17 protein-coding genes and 1 riboswitch are annotated in these 17,493 nt (G+C 66.1%); of the genes, 12 read left to right on the top strand and 5 right to left on the bottom strand.

From position 1 onward, the window contains the following. Positions 1-18: 18 nt before the first annotated feature. Both QP457_RS03215 and QP457_RS03220 read left to right on the top strand, forming a co-directional pair. On the top strand, positions 19-2,583 hold the full coding sequence (locus QP457_RS03215) for a fimbria/pilus outer membrane usher protein (protein WP_205406100.1): 2,565 nt from the start codon (positions 19-21) through the stop codon (positions 2,581-2,583). Then, a complete protein-coding gene (locus QP457_RS03220) occupies positions 2,574-3,608 on the top strand; it encodes a fimbrial protein (RefSeq protein ID WP_205406029.1) in 1,035 nt (344 codons plus the stop codon). The genes QP457_RS03215 and QP457_RS03220 overlap by 10 nt, the downstream gene beginning before the upstream one ends. 99 nt (positions 3,609-3,707) lie before the next feature. Here QP457_RS03220 and QP457_RS03225 read toward each other — a convergent pair whose 3' ends face one another. After that, the gene (locus tag QP457_RS03225; RefSeq protein WP_180166731.1) at positions 3,708-5,024 is read right to left on the bottom strand and encodes an NCS2 family permease; all 1,317 of its coding nucleotides are present in this window, start codon (positions 5,022-5,024) and stop codon (positions 3,708-3,710) included. A gap of 160 nt (positions 5,025-5,184) precedes the next feature. Continuing rightward, on the bottom strand, positions 5,185-6,849 hold the full coding sequence (gene ettA / locus QP457_RS03230; RefSeq protein WP_025876664.1) for an energy-dependent translational throttle protein EttA: 1,665 nt from the start codon (positions 6,847-6,849) through the stop codon (positions 5,185-5,187). Positions 6,850-7,101: 252 nt separating this feature from the next. Between ettA and QP457_RS03235 the strand changes: the two genes are divergently transcribed. The 6 genes from QP457_RS03235 (at position 7,102) to ribD (ending at position 11,829) form a co-directional block, all read left to right on the top strand. Then, positions 7,102-7,578, top strand: coding sequence for an RcnB family protein (locus QP457_RS03235; RefSeq protein ID WP_105163431.1), 477 nt, complete (start codon positions 7,102-7,104; stop codon positions 7,576-7,578). 184 nt (positions 7,579-7,762) lie between these two features. Next, the gene (gene glyA, locus QP457_RS03240; RefSeq protein ID WP_099820330.1) at positions 7,763-9,016 is read left to right on the top strand and encodes a serine hydroxymethyltransferase; all 1,254 of its coding nucleotides are present in this window, start codon (positions 7,763-7,765) and stop codon (positions 9,014-9,016) included. Between the two features lie 67 nt (positions 9,017-9,083). After that, positions 9,084-9,503: a hypothetical protein gene (locus tag QP457_RS03245; protein WP_205406030.1), complete on the top strand. Its 420-nt coding sequence runs from the start codon at positions 9,084-9,086 to the stop codon at positions 9,501-9,503. Between the two features lie 29 nt (positions 9,504-9,532). Continuing rightward, complete coding sequence (locus QP457_RS03250) at positions 9,533-9,976, top strand: hypothetical protein (protein WP_205406031.1); 444 nt, start codon at positions 9,533-9,535, stop codon at positions 9,974-9,976. A gap of 94 nt (positions 9,977-10,070) precedes the next feature. Next, complete coding sequence (gene nrdR, locus QP457_RS03255) at positions 10,071-10,592, top strand: transcriptional regulator NrdR (RefSeq protein ID WP_025876654.1); 522 nt, start codon at positions 10,071-10,073, stop codon at positions 10,590-10,592. 151 nt (positions 10,593-10,743) lie between these two features. After that, a complete protein-coding gene (ribD, locus tag QP457_RS03260; RefSeq protein WP_180166734.1) occupies positions 10,744-11,829 on the top strand; it encodes a bifunctional diaminohydroxyphosphoribosylaminopyrimidine deaminase/5-amino-6-(5-phosphoribosylamino)uracil reductase RibD in 1,086 nt (361 codons plus the stop codon). 63 nt (positions 11,830-11,892) lie between these two features. Here ribD and QP457_RS03265 read toward each other — a convergent pair whose 3' ends face one another. The 3 genes from QP457_RS03265 to QP457_RS03275 all read right to left on the bottom strand — a co-directional run bounded on the left by QP457_RS03265 (position 11,893) and on the right by QP457_RS03275 (position 14,166). Continuing rightward, a complete protein-coding gene (locus tag QP457_RS03265) occupies positions 11,893-12,525 on the bottom strand; it encodes a hypothetical protein (protein ID WP_205406032.1) in 633 nt (210 codons plus the stop codon). Beyond that, a complete protein-coding gene (locus QP457_RS03270; RefSeq protein ID WP_205406033.1) occupies positions 12,512-13,393 on the bottom strand; it encodes a hypothetical protein in 882 nt (293 codons plus the stop codon). The genes QP457_RS03265 and QP457_RS03270 overlap by 14 nt, the downstream gene beginning before the upstream one ends. Positions 13,394-13,542: 149 nt before the next feature. Continuing rightward, positions 13,543-14,166, bottom strand: a complete 624-nt coding sequence (locus QP457_RS03275) for an outer membrane beta-barrel protein (protein WP_100551543.1) — start codon at positions 14,164-14,166, stop codon at positions 13,543-13,545. A 199-nt stretch (positions 14,167-14,365) separates the two neighbouring features. After that, positions 14,366-14,512: riboswitch (FMN riboswitch) on the top strand. A 77-nt stretch (positions 14,513-14,589) separates the two neighbouring features. On the opposite strand from QP457_RS03275, the gene QP457_RS03280 reads away from it, so the two are divergent. The 4 genes from QP457_RS03280 to nusB all read left to right on the top strand — a co-directional run bounded on the left by QP457_RS03280 (position 14,590) and on the right by nusB (position 17,406). Next, entirely contained in the window at positions 14,590-15,216 is a 627-nt protein-coding gene (locus QP457_RS03280; protein WP_205406034.1) for a riboflavin synthase, read from the top strand. Beyond that, positions 15,213-16,313: a 3,4-dihydroxy-2-butanone-4-phosphate synthase gene (gene ribB, locus QP457_RS03285; RefSeq protein WP_205406035.1), complete on the top strand. Its 1,101-nt coding sequence runs from the start codon at positions 15,213-15,215 to the stop codon at positions 16,311-16,313. Before QP457_RS03280 ends, ribB begins: the two co-directional genes overlap by 4 nt. Positions 16,314-16,462: 149 nt before the next feature. After that, on the top strand, positions 16,463-16,930 hold the full coding sequence (gene ribH / locus QP457_RS03290; RefSeq protein WP_089238735.1) for a 6,7-dimethyl-8-ribityllumazine synthase: 468 nt from the start codon (positions 16,463-16,465) through the stop codon (positions 16,928-16,930). Beyond that, the gene (nusB, locus tag QP457_RS03295) at positions 16,927-17,406 is read left to right on the top strand and encodes a transcription antitermination factor NusB (protein ID WP_049469504.1); all 480 of its coding nucleotides are present in this window, start codon (positions 16,927-16,929) and stop codon (positions 17,404-17,406) included. The genes ribH and nusB overlap by 4 nt, the downstream gene beginning before the upstream one ends. Positions 17,407-17,493: the final 87 nt, after the last annotated feature.

The raw sequence follows: 17,493 nt of genomic DNA on the forward strand, positions 1-17,493 counted from the left end.
ATCGGAAACAGATTGACATTGTCGATCCATCAGGCGCTTTGCCTGTTGGCTGCTGGCGTCGCCTGCCCAGGATGGGCACTGGCTGCACCGGCCAATCTCGGCGAACAAGCGCTGATGGCGCAAAGCGGTGCGGCAACGGCGCGTGCGCCGGAACAGGCGCAGTTCAATTCCAGCTTCCTGTCTGGCCAGGCCAAGCAGGTCGACCTGGCAGCTTTCTCCAATGGCAACCCGATGGTTGCCGGCAACTACCGCGTCGACGTCTACGTCAACGGCGCATGGCAGGGCCGCCGCGATCTGCAGTTCAAGGCCGATGCGCAGGGCCGTGTCGATGCCTGCCTGGATGTGGCGACGCTGGAAGAACTGGGCGTGGACAGCGAAGCGGTTCTGCTCCAGCAGGATCCGTCCGCAGCGCTGGACAAGAGCACCTGTGCGCCGGTGCAGCAGCGCATGGCCAACGCCTACGGCGCCTATGACAGCGGCAACCTGCGCTACGACCTCAGCATCCCGCAGGCGTTCATGCGCCGCGAAGCCCGAGGCTACGTCAATCCCGCACTGTGGGACCGCGGCATCAATGCCGGTTTCGTTGGCTACAGCTTCAACGCGATCGACAGTGACAGCCGCACCGACGGTGGCAACCGCAACCGCAGCGCCTACCTGGGACTCAACGCAGGCCTGAACCTGGGCGGCTGGCAGTTCCGCCACGATTCCAACCTGACCTGGAACGAAGGCGACGGCCGTCATTGGCAGAGCATCGCCACCTATGCGCAGCGCGGTATTCCGCAGGTGCGCGGCATGCTCACCCTGGGTGAGGCCTACACCAGCGGCGAGCTGTTCGATTCGATCGGCTACCGCGGTGCCAGCCTGGCCAGCGACGATCGCATGCTGCCCGATTCGCTGCGCGGTTACGCGCCGATCGTGCGTGGCATCGCCGAGACCAACGCGCGCGTCGAAGTCCGCCAGAACCAGCAGCTGATCTATTCGGCCTCGGTGTCGCCGGGCAACTTCGTGATCGACGACCTGTACCCGACCGGTTACGGCGGCGACCTGGAAGTGAGCGTGGTCGAAGCCGATGGCCGTCGCCGCGAGTTCAAGGTTCCGTTCGGTTCGGTGCCGCAGATGCTGCGCGCCGGTGTGTCGCGCTATGCGATTACTGCCGGCCAGGTCCGCAACAAGCAGCTGCGCGATGAGCCGTGGCTGATGCAGGGCACCTATCAGCGCGGCATCGGCAACCAGCTGACCCTGTACGGTGGCAGCGCGTTGAGCGATGGCTATCTGTCGCTGCTGTACGGTATCGGCGTGTCCACGCCGCTGGGTGCCTTCGCCGCCGATGTCACCCATGCCCGCACCTCGTTCGATCACTACGGCAACAGCACCGGCGCCAGCGTGCGCCTGAGCTACAGCAACATGATCGGCGAGACCGGCACCAACCTGACCCTGGCCGCTTACCGCTATTCCACTGAAGGCTTCTACAGCCTGCAGGATGCGCTGTACGCACGCGACGCCGATGATCGTGGCGTCGATCCGAGCACCCGCGGCCGCCAGCGCAGCCAGTTCCAGCTGACCCTGAACCAGCCGCTCGGCCGTCGCTGGGGCGCGCTGTACGTGACCGGCTCGGTGCGTGACTTCTATGATCGCCCCGGTACTGCCAAGCAGTACCAGGTGGGCTACAACAACGCCTGGCGCTCGGTGAACTTCGGTTTCTCCGCACTGCGTACCGAAGAAGGTGCGCTGGGCCGTTCCGATACCCAGTACCTGTTGTCGATGAGCGTGCCGCTGGGCCGCGGAACCCGCCCGGTCTCGCTCAGTGCCGATGTCGGTGTGCGCGAACGCGGTGGCTACGACAGCAGTCGTGTAGGCATCACCGGCGCCGCAGGCGTGGACAACAACTTCAGCTACGGCGTGGCCCTGTCCGATACCCGCGACGGTGGCACCACCGCCGTCGGCAATGCCGAGTACCGCAGCCGCTACACCGCTTTGAACGCGACCTACGGCCATTCGCGTGACTTCCGCCAGGCATCGTTCGGTGCCAACGGCAGCCTGGTCATGCACAGTGGTGGTGTGACCCTGACCCCGCAGCGCGGTGAAACCATGGTGCTGGTCGAGGCACCGGGTGCACGTGATGCCATGGTCAGCAACGCGCCGGGCCTGCGCATCGATGGTCGCGGTTACGCCGTGGTCCCCTACGTGTCGCCGTATCGCCTCAACACCGTGACCCTGGACCCGCAGGGCATGGCTCACGATGTCGAGCTGGAAAGCAGCAGCCAGTCGATCGCTCCGTTCGCCGGTGCCATCAGCTACCTGCGCTTCGATACCCGCAAGGGCAATGCGCTGCTGATCCAGGTGCGCAACGCCGACGGTCGCACGCTGCCGTTCGGCGCGCAGGTCAAGGACGAAACTGGCCAGCCGGTGGGCATGGTCAGCCAGGGCGGCCGCCTGTACGTGCGCAGCGAGAAGAACCAGGGCAGCCTGCAGGTTGAATGGGGCTCCGGTGCTGACCAGCGCTGCACGGTTGATTACCAGGTACCGGCGGGCGCCGATGCGTCCAAGACCGGCTTCATCCCGCTGGAGGCAGCATGCCGATGATTCTCTTCCGTGGCCGCAAGGCGCTGGCCACCCTTGCCGTGCTTGGCGGCGTGCTGCTGGCCCAACAGGCCAGCGCCTCCTGTCGTATCCAGTCCAGCTGGTTTACCGCTCAGGACGTGACGATGGACATGGGGCAGATCGTGATCCTGCCAAGCACCGCCGTAGGCGGTGTGATCAAGGAAATCAGCGTGGCGATCAATCAGCAGAACAGCGTTGCCCGCTGTGACTGGTCAGGTGGTCGTTCCGTCGGCGAGTACGTCAATGCAGCGCAGCGCCGGCCGGTTGCGGGCTTTTCCAATGTCTATGAAACCGATGTCGCGGGCGTGGGCATCCGTCTGTTCCGCGACTCCGGTGCCATCCAGACGTACTACCCGCACTCCATCAATTTTGCCGGCAACGCCACCATCTCGCTGGTGGGCGGTCAGTTCCGCATCCAGCTGATCAAGACGGCGGCACAGACCGGCTCAGGCACCATCGCACCGAACGGCCGCTTCACCACGTACTACTTCGACGGTGATGGTGCCGGGCGCCCGGTGCTGACGTCGACCTTCAAGGGCTCGGGCACCACCGTGGTCAGCCCGACCTGCGAAGTACAGGCCGGCAGCCGCAACATTCCGGTGGATTTCGGCAGCGTGCCCAACACCAGCTTCACCGGCGTCGGCTCCAAGGCCGTCAACCGTGATTTCGACATCCGCCTGAACTGCCAGGGCAGCAACCTTGCACAGTTCCAGAGCAAGGTCGGCATCCGCCTGGATGCCGACCAGGATGGTTCGAACATGCCGGGCGTGCTCAAGCTCAGCGCCGCTGCCAACAGCGCTACGCGCATCGGCATCCAGATGGTGCAGCGCGATGGCAGCAGCGAGCGCGAAGTGCGTTTCGGCCAGACCATCAACCTCGGCACGACCACTATTGGCAGCTCTACGTTGAGCCTGCCGCTGCGCGCCCGCTACGTGCAGACCCAGGCCGGTACCGTGGGTGCCGGTATTGCAAACGGGCAGGCAACCTTCACCATCCAGTACGAGTGAAGGCCACGCGGCATCGGGTAGTGCCGGTCGCTGGCCGGCAACTGCAGGATTCCCGAGGCATGTGAGGTTGCCGGCCAGCGGCCGGCAACAGCCACCGGCTTACTCCAGCGCGTAACGCAGCACGAACAGCACCGCCACCAGCCACACCGCCGGATGCACCTCGCGCCAGCGGCCGGTGCCCGCTTTCAGCGCGGCATAGGCAATGAAGCCGAAGGCCAGGCCGTTGGCGATGGAATAGGTGAACGGCATCGCCAGCGCGCACAGTGCCGCCGGCACCGACTCGGTCAGGTCGCTCCAGTCCACTTCCACCAGTTCACGCAGCATCAGCCCGGCCACGAACAGCAGCGCCGGCGCGGTGGCATAGCCGGGCACCATCGCCGCCAGTGGCGAGAACAGCAGTGCGGCCAGGAACAGCGCGGCCACCACCAGCGCGGTCAAACCGGTACGGCCACCCACCTGCACGCCAGAGGCGCTTTCGGCGAAGGCGGTGGTGCTGCTGGTGCCCAGCAGCGAGCCGGCGACAATCGCCGTGCTGTCGGCCAGCAGCGCGCGCCCGAATCGCTTCTGTGCGCCCGGCAGTTTCAGCAGGCCGGCACGGCCGACCACGCCATACAACGTGCCGGTGGCATCGAACACTTCCACCAGCACGAACACCAGCACCACCTGCAGCAGTACCGCCATCGGCGCGCCGCCGTTGTGGTGCAGCAGGCCGGGCAGGTCCAGCTGCAGGAAGGTCGGTGCCAGGCTCGGCGGCAACGACACCAACCCGTGGTACTGCAGATCGCCCAACGCCCAGCCGGCCGCGGTCACCGCCAGGATGCCGATCAGGATCGCGCCGCGCACACGCCGCGCTTCCAGGATCGCGATCAGCAGGAAGCCGCCCAGTGCCAGCAACGGCGGCGCGGTATTGAGCGGGCCCAGTGCGACCAGCGTGTCCTCGTTGCCGATGATCACGCCGGATTTCTGCAGCGCGATGATCGCCAGGAACAGGCCGATGCCGGCCACGATCGCCGACCGCAATGACGCCGGAATGCCCGACACCAGCCACGCGCGCACGCCGGTCAGCGACAGCACCAGGAACACCAGGCCGGAAATGAACACCGCCGCCAGCGCCTGCTGCCAGGGCAGGCCGGCAGCACCGACCACGGTGAAGGCGAAGAACGCATTCAAGCCCATGCCCGGCGCCATGCCCACCGGGAAGTTGGCCGCCAGTGCCATCACCACCGAGCCCAGCGCTGCGGCCAGGCAGGTGGCCACGAACACCGCACCCGCATCCATGCCGGTGGTGCCGAGAATCTCGGGATTGACGAAGACGATGTAGGACATCGTCAGGAACGTGGTGACACCGGCCAGCAGTTCGGTGCGCACGGTAGTGCCGTGCTGTTGCAGCTGGAACAGGCGTTCGAACAGGGACATGGGGGTTCTCACGACAATAAGGTGTCACGACCCACGGTCGTGACCTACCCGAATGCAGAACGTGGGTGCCGACCGTTGGTCGGTACGCCTTCCTTCACCACCAACGGTGGTGACCTACCTAAATGAGAAAGGCCGCGCGAGCGCGGCCTTTCCGGTTGCCTTACTTCAGCGCCTTGAAGCGCAGGCGCTTCGGCGCAGCGTCGTCGCCCATGCGGCGGCGCTTGTCTTCTTCGTACTCGCGGTAGTTGCCCTGGAAGAACTCCACGTGCGAGTCGCCTTCGAACGCCAGGATGTGGGTCGCGATGCGATCCAGGAACCAGCGGTCATGCGAAATGACGAAGGTGTTGCCCGGGAACTCCAGCAGCGCATCTTCCAGCGCACGCAGGGTTTCGATGTCCAGATCGTTGGACGGTTCATCGAGCAGCAGCACGTTGCCACCCTGCAGCAGGGTCTTGGCCATGTGCAGGCGGCCACGCTCACCACCGGACAGCGAACCGACCATCTTCTGCTGGTCCTGGCCCTTGAAGTTGAAGCGGCCGATGTAGGCGCGCGACTGGATCTCGATGCCATTGATGTTGAGGATGTCCAGGCCGCCCGCGATTTCCTGGAACACGCTGTGGTTGCCTTCCAGCGCGTCACGGCTCTGGTCGACATAGGACAGCTGCACGGTCGGGCCGACCACGATCTCGCCGGTATCCGGCTTTTCCTGGCCGGTGATCATCTTGAACAAGGTCGACTTACCGGCACCGTTGGGGCCGATGATGCCGACGATGGCGCCCGAGGGCACCAGGAAGTTCAGGTTGTCGAACAGCAGGCGGTCGCCGAACTTCTTGGAGACGTTCTTGAATTCCATCACCGCCTGGCCCAGGCGCTCGCCCGGCGGGATGAAGATTTCATTGGTCTCGTTGCGCTTCTGGTAATCGACCGACTGCAGCTCTTCCAGGCGGGCCAGACGGGCCTTGCCCTTGGTGCGGCCGCCCTTGGCGTTCTGGCGCGACCACTCCAGTTCCTTCTGGATGGCCTTCTGGCGAGCCTTTTCCTGGTTGTCTTCCTGCTTCAGGCGCTCATCCTTCTGGGTCAGCCAGTCGGTGTAGTTGCCCTTCCACGGAATGCCGCGGCCACGGTCCAGTTCCAGGATCCACTCGGCGGCGTTGTCCAGGAAGTAGCGATCATGGGTGACCGCCACCACGGTGCCGGTGTAGCGCGCCAGGAACTGTTCCAGCCATTCCACCGACTCGGCGTCGAGGTGGTTGGTCGGTTCGTCGAGCAGCAGCATGTCCGGCTTCTGCAGCAGCAGGCGGCACAGCGCCACGCGGCGCTTTTCACCACCGGACAGCTTGCCGACGATGGCATCCCACGGCGGCAGGCGCAGCGCGTCGGCGGCCACGTCCAGCTGGTTTTCCAGGGTGTGCGCGTCGCCGGCAGCGAGGATCGCTTCCAGGCGTTCCTGTTCCTTGGCCAGCGCGTCGAAATCGGCGCCTTCTTCGGCATAGGCCGCGTAGACAGCGTCCAGCGCAGCCTGCGCCTGCAGCACTTCGCCAACGCCTTCTTCAACCGCTTCACGCACGGTCTTGGTCGGGTCCAGCTCCGGTTCCTGCGCCAGGTAGCCGACCTTGATGCCGGCCTGCGGACGGGCTTCGCCCTCGAAATCGGTGTCCACGCCGGCCATGATCTTCAGCACGGTGGACTTGCCGGCGCCGTTCAGGCCCAGCAGGCCGATCTTCGCGCCCGGGAAGAAGGACAGCGAGATGTCCTTGATGATCTGCCGCTTGGGCGGGACCACCTTGGACACGCGGTTCATGGTGTAGATGTATTGCGAGGACATGAGGTCTCCGTAGGCGCGACCCTGCGCCCGGTCCGTCACGGGGAACTTCCCGTTGCGGCAGCGGGCACAGACTGAATGGAATACCGCCAATTATAGCCGGAACCGCTTACCACCCGCGCTGGCCGCAGCGCCCGGGGCTGGCCGAGGACTGAATGGGCCGTCACAGTCCCGCGGCGGGAAGCGTTTCCAGCCGGAAACCGTTCAGATCGAATGCGCAATATGGGCTCACCACCCACCCAGCAGAGGTCTCCCATGCACATCCATCGACTCATGGCCGGCGCCGTGGCCTCTGTACTGGCGCTGGGCGCCATCGCCCCGGCCTTCGCCGACAACGACCACCGTGGCCGCGACCACGACCGCCGTGAATGGCGCGAGGATCGCCGGGAATGGCGCCACGACCGCCGCGACTGGGAGCGCGACCGCCGCGAGGCACGCCGCGATTACCGTCACGACCGCCGCTACGACCATGGCTACTACCGTCCGGCACCGCCGCCGCCGCGCGTGGTCTACAGCCCGGGCTACCGGCCCGGCTATGGCTATGGCTGGCAGCGCGGCCACCGCTACCGCGACTACTACCGTGGCCCGATCTACGTAGTGAACGACTACCCGCGCTACCAGCTGCGCCGCCCGCCGTACGGCCACCACTGGATCCGCGATGACCGCGGCAACATGCTGCTGGTCGCCGTGGCAACCGGCATCATCGCCGACTACATCATCAACAACCGTTGATGCAGCGCCGGGGTCGGATCCCTTTCCGCAGGAAAGGGCTCTGACCCCACAACGCCATGCGGAACCATACGGGGCCGGATTCGTTCGTCGAATCCGGCCCCGGTCGTTTCGGCCCCAGCAGGCCGGGGCGGGGCTACAATCTAGGGCTGAGTCGTACCCCTTTCCCCGCCTGCTGGAGTACCCGATGTTCCCGCGTGACGTCCGCATCGAAACCTACGATCCCGAACTGGCCAAGGCCATCGCCGCTGAGACCCAGCGCCAGGAAGACCACGTCGAGCTGATCGCCAGCGAGAACTACACCAGCCCGGCGGTGATGGAAGCCCAGGGCAGCCAGCTGACCAACAAGTACGCCGAAGGCTACCCGGGCAAGCGCTACTACGGTGGCTGCGAATACGTGGACATCGCCGAGCAGCTGGCGATCGACCGCCTCAAGCAGCTGTTCGACGCGGACTATGCCAACGTGCAGCCGCACAGCGGTTCGCAGGCCAACCAGGCCGTGTACTTCGCGCTGCTGCAGCCGGGCGACACCATCCTCGGCATGAGCCTGGCCCACGGCGGCCACCTCACCCACGGCGCCAAGGTGAACGCCTCGGGCAAGCTGTTCAACGCCGTGCAGTACGGCGTCAACGACCAGGGCCTGATCGATTACGACGAAGTCGAGCGCCTGGCCCTGGAGCACAAGCCGAAGATGGTCGTGGCCGGCTTCTCGGCGTACTCGCAGGTGATCGACTGGGCGCGCTTCCGCGCCATCGCCGACAAGGTCGGTGCCTACCTGTTCGTCGACATGGCGCACGTCGCCGGCCTGGTTGCTGCTGGCGTCTACCCGAGCCCGCTGGAACACGCCCACGTGGTCACCTCGACCACCCACAAGACCCTGCGCGGCCCGCGCGGCGGCATCATCGTCGCCAAGGGCGCCGACGAAGACCTGGTCAAGAAGCTGCAGTCGATCGTGTTCCCGGGCATCCAGGGCGGTCCGCTGATGCACGTCATCGCCGGCAAGGCGGTGGCCTTCAAGGAAGCGCTGGAGCCGGGCTTCAAGGCCTACCAGCAGCAGGTGGTGAAGAACGCCCAGGCGATGGCCAACACGCTGATCGCGCGCGGCTACAAGATCGTCTCCGGCGGCACCCAGAACCATCTGATGCTGGTCGACATGATCGGCAAGGACGTGTCCGGCAAGGACGCGGAAGCCGCGCTGGGCAAGGCCCATATCACCGTCAACAAGAACTCGGTGCCGAACGACCCGCGTTCGCCGTTCGTGACCTCGGGCCTGCGCCTGGGCACCCCGGCGGTGACCACTCGTGGTTACGTGGAACAGGATTGCGTGGACCTGGCCAACTGGATCGCCGACGTGCTCGACGCGCCGGCCGATGAAGCCGTGATCGCCCGCGTGCGCGATGCCGTCAGCGCGCAGTGCCGCAAGTACCCGGTCTACGGTTGATCGGGCACTGGGGTCGGATCCCTTCCCTGCGGGAAGGGCTCTGACCCTGGGCACCGGAGTACCGCGCATGGATGAGCGCCGCCTCAAGTATCTCTATGCGGCCTTGGCTGTACTCTTCGGCCTGCCCAGCCTGGTGGGCGGCGGGGCCGCAGCGACGATGCTGCTGTTGATGGGGCTGGGCCAGTTTGGTCACGGCACTCTGGCATCGGTGACGCTGATGCCGCTGTGGGGCCTGTCCGGAATTGCCGGCTGCCTGGCCTGGCTGTGGCTCAGCGCAGGTTACCTGATGCAGGGACGTGCCGGTCTGCGTGTGCGGCCGGCCTGGTGGCGCATGCTGCTGGTCGGTGGTCTCGCCGCCATGCCGCCGCTTGGGCTGGCGCTGTGGTGGGGCATCGCGGTCCATGCCGAAGGCTTCAATCTGCTGCTGTTGGGGCCGTCGATGCTGGTGCCGGCGGGCATGCTGGTGTGGCTGAAAAGGCAGGCGTGAGATCGCGCGCCGGAAGAGAGAAAGAACGCATGGATGAGCGTCTGCACAAACGCCTGTATATCGCCCAATGCCTGCTGCTGGGGTTGCCTGCGCTGGTGGCCGGTGGTGGCGTCGCCGGGTTCGGCATCTACACCTTCCTGATCCGTCATGGACTGATGCGCGGCGACGAAGGTGCCGTGCTGTTCCTGTGGGCGAGTGCGGGTGTTGCCGGGTTGCTGGCATGGCTGTGGCTCAGCATCCGTTATCTGCGGCAGGGGCGCGAAGGCCTGCGGCGCTCACCGGCGCTGCCATGGATCGGGCTGGTGCTCGGCGCCATCGCGGCGTTGGCCGTGGTCGGCGTGGTGCTTTTCAGCTTGAGTGCCGGCAGCCCCTGGCAGGTGCTGGGGTATCTGGTACTGGGCGTGCCGTTGCTGGTACCGGCTGCGCATATGGTGTGGCTGCGTCGCGCTCCGGGCCTTGCCGGACAAGGCTGATCGCCGCCTGCATTTGCTGCAAAACCCCTTCTCAGGTACCGTTGCGACGCTGCCACGACCGTGGCAGCAGGTATTTCCCTGAGCCAGGCGTTCAATGCATTGCCCCTTCTGCCAGCATGCCGATACACGGGTCATCGACTCGCGCGTCTCCGAAGACGGCGCGACGATTCGTCGTCGGCGTGAGTGCGAGGCGTGCAACGAACGCTTCAGTACCCTGGAAACCGTCGAACTGAAGCTGCCGGCCATCGTCAAGAGCGATGGCACCCGCGAAGCCTTCGATGCCCGCAAGGTCCGCGCCGGCTTTGACCGAGCGCTGCAGAAGCGCGCGGTGCCGGAAGAGAAGATCGAAGCGGCGGTACGCGCGGTGGTGCATCAGCTGCGTATCAGCGGCGAACGCGAAGTGCCCTCGATCAAGGTCGGCGAGTTCGTCATGAATGAACTGCGCAAGCTCGACCATGTTGGTTATGTGCGTTTCGCCTCGGTCTACCGCAGCTTCGAGGACGTGGCCGATTTCCGCGAGGAGATCGAGAAGCTCGAACGCGACCTGCCGTCGAGCACCGAACAATTGCAGCTGCTGGGCGATGTGATCGCCCTGACCAAGAAGAAGAAGGGCTGACGCCCGTTGCCCTGGTAGATGCCAACCTTGGTTGGCGCTGTGCCGCCACCCACGCATGGCGTGGATCTACTGGACTCTGCCAACCTTGGTTGGCGTCGTGCCGCCATCCACGCATGGCGTGGATCCATACCAACGGCGCTACCATGGCGGCATGAGCACATCGTTCTCCGTCCTCGACCACCTGCACATGGCCAACGCACTGCGTCTGGCCGAGCGTGCCGCCTATACCGCCCGCCCCAACCCGATGGTCGGCTGCGTGATCGCCCATGGCGAGCGCGTGGTCGGGCAGGGCTGGCACCAGCGAGCCGGTGGCCCGCATGCCGAAGTGTTCGCCCTGCGCGAGGCCGGCAGCGAAGCGCGTGGTGCCACCGCCTACGTCACCCTGGAACCCTGCGCGCATTACGGACGCACGCCGCCGTGCGCATTGGCGCTGATCGACGCCGGCGTGTCGCGCGTTGTTGCGGCGATGCGCGACCCGTTCCCGAAGGTCGATGGCGGCGGTTTCGACCTGCTGCGCGAAGCCGGCATCGAGGTCGCCGAGGGCTTGATGGCGGCGCAGGCGCGCGAACTCAACAAGGGCTTCCTGTCGCGCGTGGAGCGCGGTCGTCCGTGGCTGCGGGTGAAGCTCGCCGCCAGCCTGGATGGCCGTACCGCGATGGCCGACGGCAGCTCGAAGTGGATCACCGGCCCCGCCGCGCGCGAGGATGTGCAGCACTGGCGCGCTCGTGCCGGTGCGATCCTGACCGGTGCCGACACCGTGATCGCCGACGACCCGATGCTGACCGTGCGCTTGGCTGGCACCGAGGTGATGCCACCACTGCGCGTGGTGCTGGATTCGCGCCTGCGTTCGCTGGAATGCAGCCGCGTGCGCGAAGGTGGAGCACCGACGCTGTACCTGCACGATGCGATGATCAGCCCGCCCGACGCAGCCGACGCGGCATTCGCCAGCGTCGCTGTCCGCCACGGCCGCCTTGATCTGGGCGCGGTACTGGCACTCCTCGCCGAACGCGGCATCAACGAAGTGCATACCGAAGCTGGCGCGACGCTGGCCGGTGCACTGCTGCGCGGCGGCTGGGTGGACGAACTGCTGCTGTACCAGGCACCGACCTTGCTCGGCGACAGCGGCCGCCCGCTGCTGGCAGGTCTTGGCATCGACACGATGGACCAGCAGCGCCGCCTGCGCGTGGTCGATCAGCGCCAGGTGGGTGAGGATCTGCGGTTGCTGCTGCGCCCCTGAAAAAGGGACGGAGGGGATTAAGTCGTTTATGCCACAAACGACTCAATCCCCTCCGTCCCTTTTTCAGTTCGGCAGGTGCTCGTTCCACTCGAAGAACGGCAGGAACGCATCCGCCAGTCCGCTCATCAGCGGCGTTGGGTTCTGCACGCGCCAGGCACCACCGTCAGGGTCGCGGTGGAACGACACCGTGATGATCCTTTCCCGGTCCGGTGCCACGGCGATCATCTGCGTATATGCCGTCGCCAGCTCCCTGGCCATCTGCGGCGGGTGCGGTCCATTGAACGGCACGGGATGCTGTCGATACACGGGCAGCAGTGCCGACAGGTCGGGCAGGTGGCAGCGATAGTCGACGTCGGCGCTGTCGGTCTGCGCATGGCGCACGCTGTCGGTGGCGCAATGCACCGAGGCTTGCCGCTTGCGTAGCGCCGCCGCGGCCTTCGGCCAATCAGCCAGTTCGGGCGCCTCGTCCAGATGGCTTGCGCCCGCCAATGCCGCGGCGAAGGCAGCCCCGTTGTCGGTATCGAGATAGCGGGCCAGCGTTGCCTGTGCCGCTGCATCGCCGTGCACCATCACCTGTGCATACAGGTCGAATACCTGCACGGGCGTCAGCGCAGGTGCCGACGCCAGTGCAGTACCAGGGGCCAGCAGCGCAGCCAGCCCCAGCTGTTTCAGCAGAACCACCTCACGCGCACTCATCAGTCCACATCATCTCGGCCATCGGCCGCAGCGACTTGCACTCCTGCGTCATCTCCTCGGCCGACATCACCTGCGTCTTCGCCTTCAGCTCTTCGGCCATCGCATCAACACCGCTGATCTGGTCCGGCGCGATCTTCGCCACGCAGCTGCGGTGTTGCTGCAACAGCAGATCGCACGCCGGCACGCCGGTCACCTTCGGTGCCTTGGCCGCTTCAACGTCCTGGAGCCATTCTTCGAACGGCGCCAGCGCGCCCAGCACCGGGCCCACCAGATCGTCGAAGTTGCTGCTGTACCAGTAGCCCTTGTCCTTGGCGGTGTACAGGGTGAGGGTGCCGGTCACGGCCTTGCGCGGGCCACTCTGCAGGGCCTTGGTATAGGCCTCGGTGAAGCGCGCACGGGTAGCCTGCTCATCACTGGTCAGGCTGGCGGTGAACAGCGGATGCACATTGCCCAGGTCGGCCAACTGGCAGCTGAAATCGACCCTGGCGATCTTCTGGTCGTCCACGTACTCGTTGTCTTCCACCGTGCTGCGCGTGGCACGGCACTGCGAGGCCTTCAGCGCCTTGGCGTACATCGCTTCGGCCGCTGCGGGATCGCCCTTTACGCCGGCCACGGCCAGCACCGTCTGCCACGGTTCGGCCAGGGCCAGGGCCATCATGCCCGGCACCGGCGTTACCGAGTCCTGGCCATCGAAGGCCGGCTTCAGTGCGTCGTTGAGCGTGCGCGCGGCAGCGGCATCGTCTTCCAGCAATGCGCGTGCATAGAGGTCGAAGGTCTGTTCCGGCGTCAGCTGCGCCGGTGCGGCCGAAGCGAACAACGGGGCGCACAGCAGTGCAGTGGCCAGCAGGCCGCGGATCGGGGTCTTCATGACGGTGTTCCTGTTCCAGAGGGCGGCAAGCCTAGCGCACTTGCCATGGCATTCGATGGTGCGCGACAGCCAAGCATATTGCGCGCGGCGGCCAACAAAAAACGGGCCCCTTGCGGGGCCCGTTCGATCACACGACGAGGATCGGGCAATCAGAAGCTGGCGCGCACGCCGGCCGAGTACTGGGTGACGTCGCGGTAGCCGGAGATCTCGCCGACCAGACCCCAGGTGCGGGTGAAGTTGATCTGGCCGCCGACGGTGCCGACCCAGGTGCCCTTGAACTCGTTGCCGCCGTCCATGTAACCGGCCTTGATCCAGGCTTCGGTCATGCGCGAAGGCTTGCCACGCAGGCCCATGGTGGCACGCACCAGGTTGGTGTGGTCCTTGATGGTGAAGCGGCCGTAGTCCACGTCCTTGACGGTCACTTCCGCCTGCTGGCGGACCCAGGCAATGTCAGCGGTGTAATCGACGCGATCACTGAAGGGCATGTGGTAACCGACGCCCAGCTCCGGCTGGTTCAACTTCAGCTTCATCGAGCCGTAGTCGTAGTCGTACGACTTGCTTCCGTAGTTCCAGCCGCCGAACACGTGCACCTGCTCGGCCAGCGCGATCGAACCGCGCACATAGCCACCATCGACCTTCGGGTCGTTGAATGCTTCGTCGTCGGTCTTGACCTGGGTCCAGCCGCCTTCAACGTAGGTGTAGCTCAGGGCGTCGGCCGAGGCCGAGAACGGGGCGGCGGCCAGCAGGGCGGCCACGATCAGGATCTTGCGCATGGGAATTCCTGTGAATTTCAGTCCATTGGCGGTCCACCTGTGCGGCAGTCCGTGGCGACCTCATGTCGTCCGAGCGCCGATTTTAATGAAAGTTTTACGAAATGCGAGCGACGGCCGTCACAGGCCAGGGCACGCCCCGGGTCATCCGACCCCGTTCAGCCCGGGCTGTTACACTGGGCGGGCCGGTTCGCCGGTACACAAACGTCTTCAGGGCGGGGTGCAATTCCCCACCGGCGGTAGGTGCGCAAGCACGAGCCCGCGAGCGCCCCGGCCTTACCGTCGGGGGTCAGCAGATCCGGTCCAATGCCGGAGCCGACGGTCATAGTCCGGATGAAAGAAGACGGTGCCACAGGGCCTTTGCGGCCCTGCGCCCGCCTGTTTGCCTTGCGGCGTTTTTCGCTCACTTTTCGCGGAGAACGTTACTTGTTTACTGGAATCATCGAAGGCGTCGGCCGTCTGGCCGCTCGCGAATCCATCGGCGGCGATGTCCGCTTCACCTTCAACGTCGGCAACCTGCCGTTCGACAACGTGCAGATGGGCGAGAGCATCGCCATCAACGGCGTCTGCCTCACCGTCATCGCGTTCGACGCCAGCAGCTTCCAGGCCGATGCGTCCACCGAGACCCTGGGCCTGACCACGCTGGGCCAGCTGGCCGAAGGCGCCGTCATCAACCTCGAACGTGCCATGCGCCCGACCGACCGCCTTGGCGGCCATCTGGTCAGCGGCCACGTTGATGGCCTCGGCCAGGTGCTGTCCATCCACGAAGATGCCCGTGCCCAGCGTTGGCGTTTCGCCGCGCCGGCCGCGCTGCGCCGCTACATCGCCAAGAAGGGCTCGATCTGCGTGGACGGCGTCAGCCTCACCGTCAACGAAGTGGACGACGAAGGCTTTGAAGTGGCGCTGATCCCGCACACCGTGGCCAACACCGCGTTCTCCGCCACCGGCGTGGGCAGCGCGGTCAATCTTGAAATCGATCTGGTCGCTCGTTATGTGGAACGCCTGATCAGTGTGCCGACCAACGGTCAGCACCCGCACGGAGATGCCGCATGAACTTCGCCCCGATTCCCGACATCCTGGAAGACATCCGCCTCGGCCGCATGGTCGTCATCGTCGATGACGAAGACCGCGAGAACGAAGGCGACCTGATCATGGCGGCCGAGCTGGTCAAGGCCAGCGACATCAACTTCATGGTCACCCACGGCCGTGGCCTGGTGTGCCTGCCGCTGACCCGCACCCGCGCCGCCGACCTCGGTCTGGCGCCGATGGTGCAGGCCAATACCGCGCAGTTCCAGACCAACTTCACCGTCAGCATCGAGGCCGCCGAAGGTGTCACCACCGGCATCTCGGCGCATGACCGCGCCCACACCATCCGCACCGCGGTGAAGCCCAACGCCAGGCCGGCCGACCTGCACCAGCCGGGCCACATCTTCCCGCTGATCGCCCAGCCCGGTGGCGTGCTGACCCGCGCCGGCCACACCGAAGCCGGCGTGGACCTGGCGATGCTGGCCGGGCTGGAACCGGCCGGCGTGCTGGTGGAGATCCTCAACCCCGACGGCAGCATGGCGCGCCGCCCGGAGCTGGAAGTGTTCGCCCGCGAGCACGGCCTGAAGATGGGCTCGATCGCCGATCTGATCGCCTACCGCCTGGCCACCGAAAAGACCGTCGAGCGCGTCGATGAGCGCGAGATCGAGACCGAATTCGGTCCGTTCAAGCTGGTCACCTACCGCGACCGCATCGCCCACGACCTGCATTTCGCCCTGGTGCGTGGCACCCCGGATGCCGACACCCCGACCCTGGTGCGCGTGCAGGTGGAAAACCCGCTGGCCGACCTGCTGCACTGGCGTCGCGACGACTTCGGCGTGGCCGCGACCGATGCGCTGCGTGCCATCGATGCCGAAGGCGCCGGCGTGATGGTGGTGCTGCAGGCCCCGCGCGACGGCGAAGGCCTGCTGGCCCGCCTGCGCCAGCAGCCGGCGCCGGTGGTGCCGGGCAAGGACAAGGACGTGAGCCAGTGGCGCCGCAACGGTGCCGGTGCGCAGATCCTGTCCGACCTGGGCCTGGGCAAGCTGCGCGTGCTGGGCACTCCGCGCCGCCAGATCGGCCTGGCCGGGTACGGCCTGGAAGTGGTGGAGACGGTCACCCCGTAACCCCCTTGGCGTGCCGACCAACGGTCGGCACCCACCGTCTGCCCTCTGGTGGGTGCCGACCGTTGGTCGGCACGCCTCCAGGCCCCCGCCAGCCACGGCCGGGGCCCATCCACGGTAGAATTACCCCTTAATCGAATCCCAAGCCGCATATGAGCCACTACGAAGGCGATCTTCGCACTCCCGAATCGGCGCGCTTCGCCATCCTGGCCAGCCGCTGGAATGCCCGTATCACCGACGTGCTGGTCGCTGGCGCCCGCCAGAGCCTGGCCGGCAACGGCATTGCCGAAGCCAGCATCGACGTGATCCGCGTGCCGGGTGCCTGGGAACTGCCGCTGGTCGCCGCGCGCCTGGCCGCCGCCCACGAACACGCCGCCATCCTCACCCTGGGCTGCGTGATCCGCGGTGACACCCGCCACTACGAACACGTGGCCGACCGTTGTGCCGAAGGCCTGATGCGCGTGCAGCTGGACTTCGGCGTGCCGGTGCTGAACGGCGTGCTGGCAGTGGAACGCGTGGAAGATGCCGAGGCCCGCGCAGGCGGCAGCCACGGCAACAAGGGCGAGGAAGTCGCACTCGCCGCATTGGAAATGGTCAACCTTCTGGAGCAGCTGCCATGAACAAGAACACCCAGGGCAAGCCCTCCGGTAAACCCGTCCGCCGCGATGGCATCGATCCGGTGCTGCGCTCGCGCGCGCGCCGTCGTGCCGTGCAGGCCATTTACGCGTGGCAGATCTCCGGTGGCAACGGCCAGTCGCTGATCGCCCAGTTCGCCCACGAGCAGGCCCGCGAAATCGCCGACCTGGCGTACTTCGAAGCGCTGGTGCATGGCGTGCTCGACAACCGTCGCGACATCGACGAAGCCTTCGGCCCGTACCTGGACCGCAGCATCGACGAAGTGGACGCGATCGAACGCGCCGTGCTGCGCCTGGCCGGGTACGAACTGCGTTACCGCCTGGACGTGCCGTACCGCGTGGTCATCAACGAAGCCATCGAATCGGCCAAGCGCTTCGGTTCCGAACATGGCCACACTTACGTCAACGGCGTGCTGGATCGTGCCGCCGTGGAATGGCGCAAGGTCGAATCGGGTCACTGACCCGATTCCTGTAGAGCCGAGCCATGCTCGGCTCACCGTGCAGCGCACGGTTGCGTCCGGCAGTGCGGCGCGTGATCGAACTGCAGC

The sequence above is a fragment of the Stenotrophomonas sp. As-7 genome (assembly GCF_030291015.1).
Lineage (GTDB): Bacteria > Pseudomonadota > Gammaproteobacteria > Xanthomonadales > Xanthomonadaceae > Stenotrophomonas > Stenotrophomonas lactitubi.

Bases quoted from the DNA above. Each gene is read 5' to 3' on its own strand.
- QP457_RS03220 (WP_205406029.1), top strand. From the start codon at position 2,574: ATGCCGATGATTCTCTTCCGTGGCCGCAAGGCGCTGGCCACCCTTGCC.
- QP457_RS03225 (WP_180166731.1), bottom strand. From the start codon at position 5,024: ATGTCCCTGTTCGAACGCCTGTTCCAGCTGCAACAGCACGGCACTACC.
- ettA (WP_025876664.1), bottom strand. From the start codon at position 6,849: ATGTCCTCGCAATACATCTACACCATGAACCGCGTGTCCAAGGTGGTC.
- QP457_RS03235 (WP_105163431.1), top strand. From the start codon at position 7,102: ATGCACATCCATCGACTCATGGCCGGCGCCGTGGCCTCTGTACTGGCG.
- glyA (WP_099820330.1), top strand. From the start codon at position 7,763: ATGTTCCCGCGTGACGTCCGCATCGAAACCTACGATCCCGAACTGGCC.
- QP457_RS03245 (WP_205406030.1), top strand. From the start codon at position 9,084: ATGGATGAGCGCCGCCTCAAGTATCTCTATGCGGCCTTGGCTGTACTC.
- QP457_RS03250 (WP_205406031.1), top strand. From the start codon at position 9,533: ATGGATGAGCGTCTGCACAAACGCCTGTATATCGCCCAATGCCTGCTG.
- nrdR (WP_025876654.1), top strand. From the start codon at position 10,071: ATGCATTGCCCCTTCTGCCAGCATGCCGATACACGGGTCATCGACTCG.
- ribD (WP_180166734.1), top strand. From the start codon at position 10,744: ATGAGCACATCGTTCTCCGTCCTCGACCACCTGCACATGGCCAACGCA.
- QP457_RS03265 (WP_205406032.1), bottom strand. From the start codon at position 12,525: ATGAGTGCGCGTGAGGTGGTTCTGCTGAAACAGCTGGGGCTGGCTGCG.
- QP457_RS03270 (WP_205406033.1), bottom strand. From the start codon at position 13,393: ATGAAGACCCCGATCCGCGGCCTGCTGGCCACTGCACTGCTGTGCGCC.
- QP457_RS03275 (WP_100551543.1), bottom strand. From the start codon at position 14,166: ATGCGCAAGATCCTGATCGTGGCCGCCCTGCTGGCCGCCGCCCCGTTC.
- ribB (WP_205406035.1), top strand. From the start codon at position 15,213: ATGAACTTCGCCCCGATTCCCGACATCCTGGAAGACATCCGCCTCGGC.
- ribH (WP_089238735.1), top strand. From the start codon at position 16,463: ATGAGCCACTACGAAGGCGATCTTCGCACTCCCGAATCGGCGCGCTTC.
- nusB (WP_049469504.1), top strand. From the start codon at position 16,927: ATGAACAAGAACACCCAGGGCAAGCCCTCCGGTAAACCCGTCCGCCGC.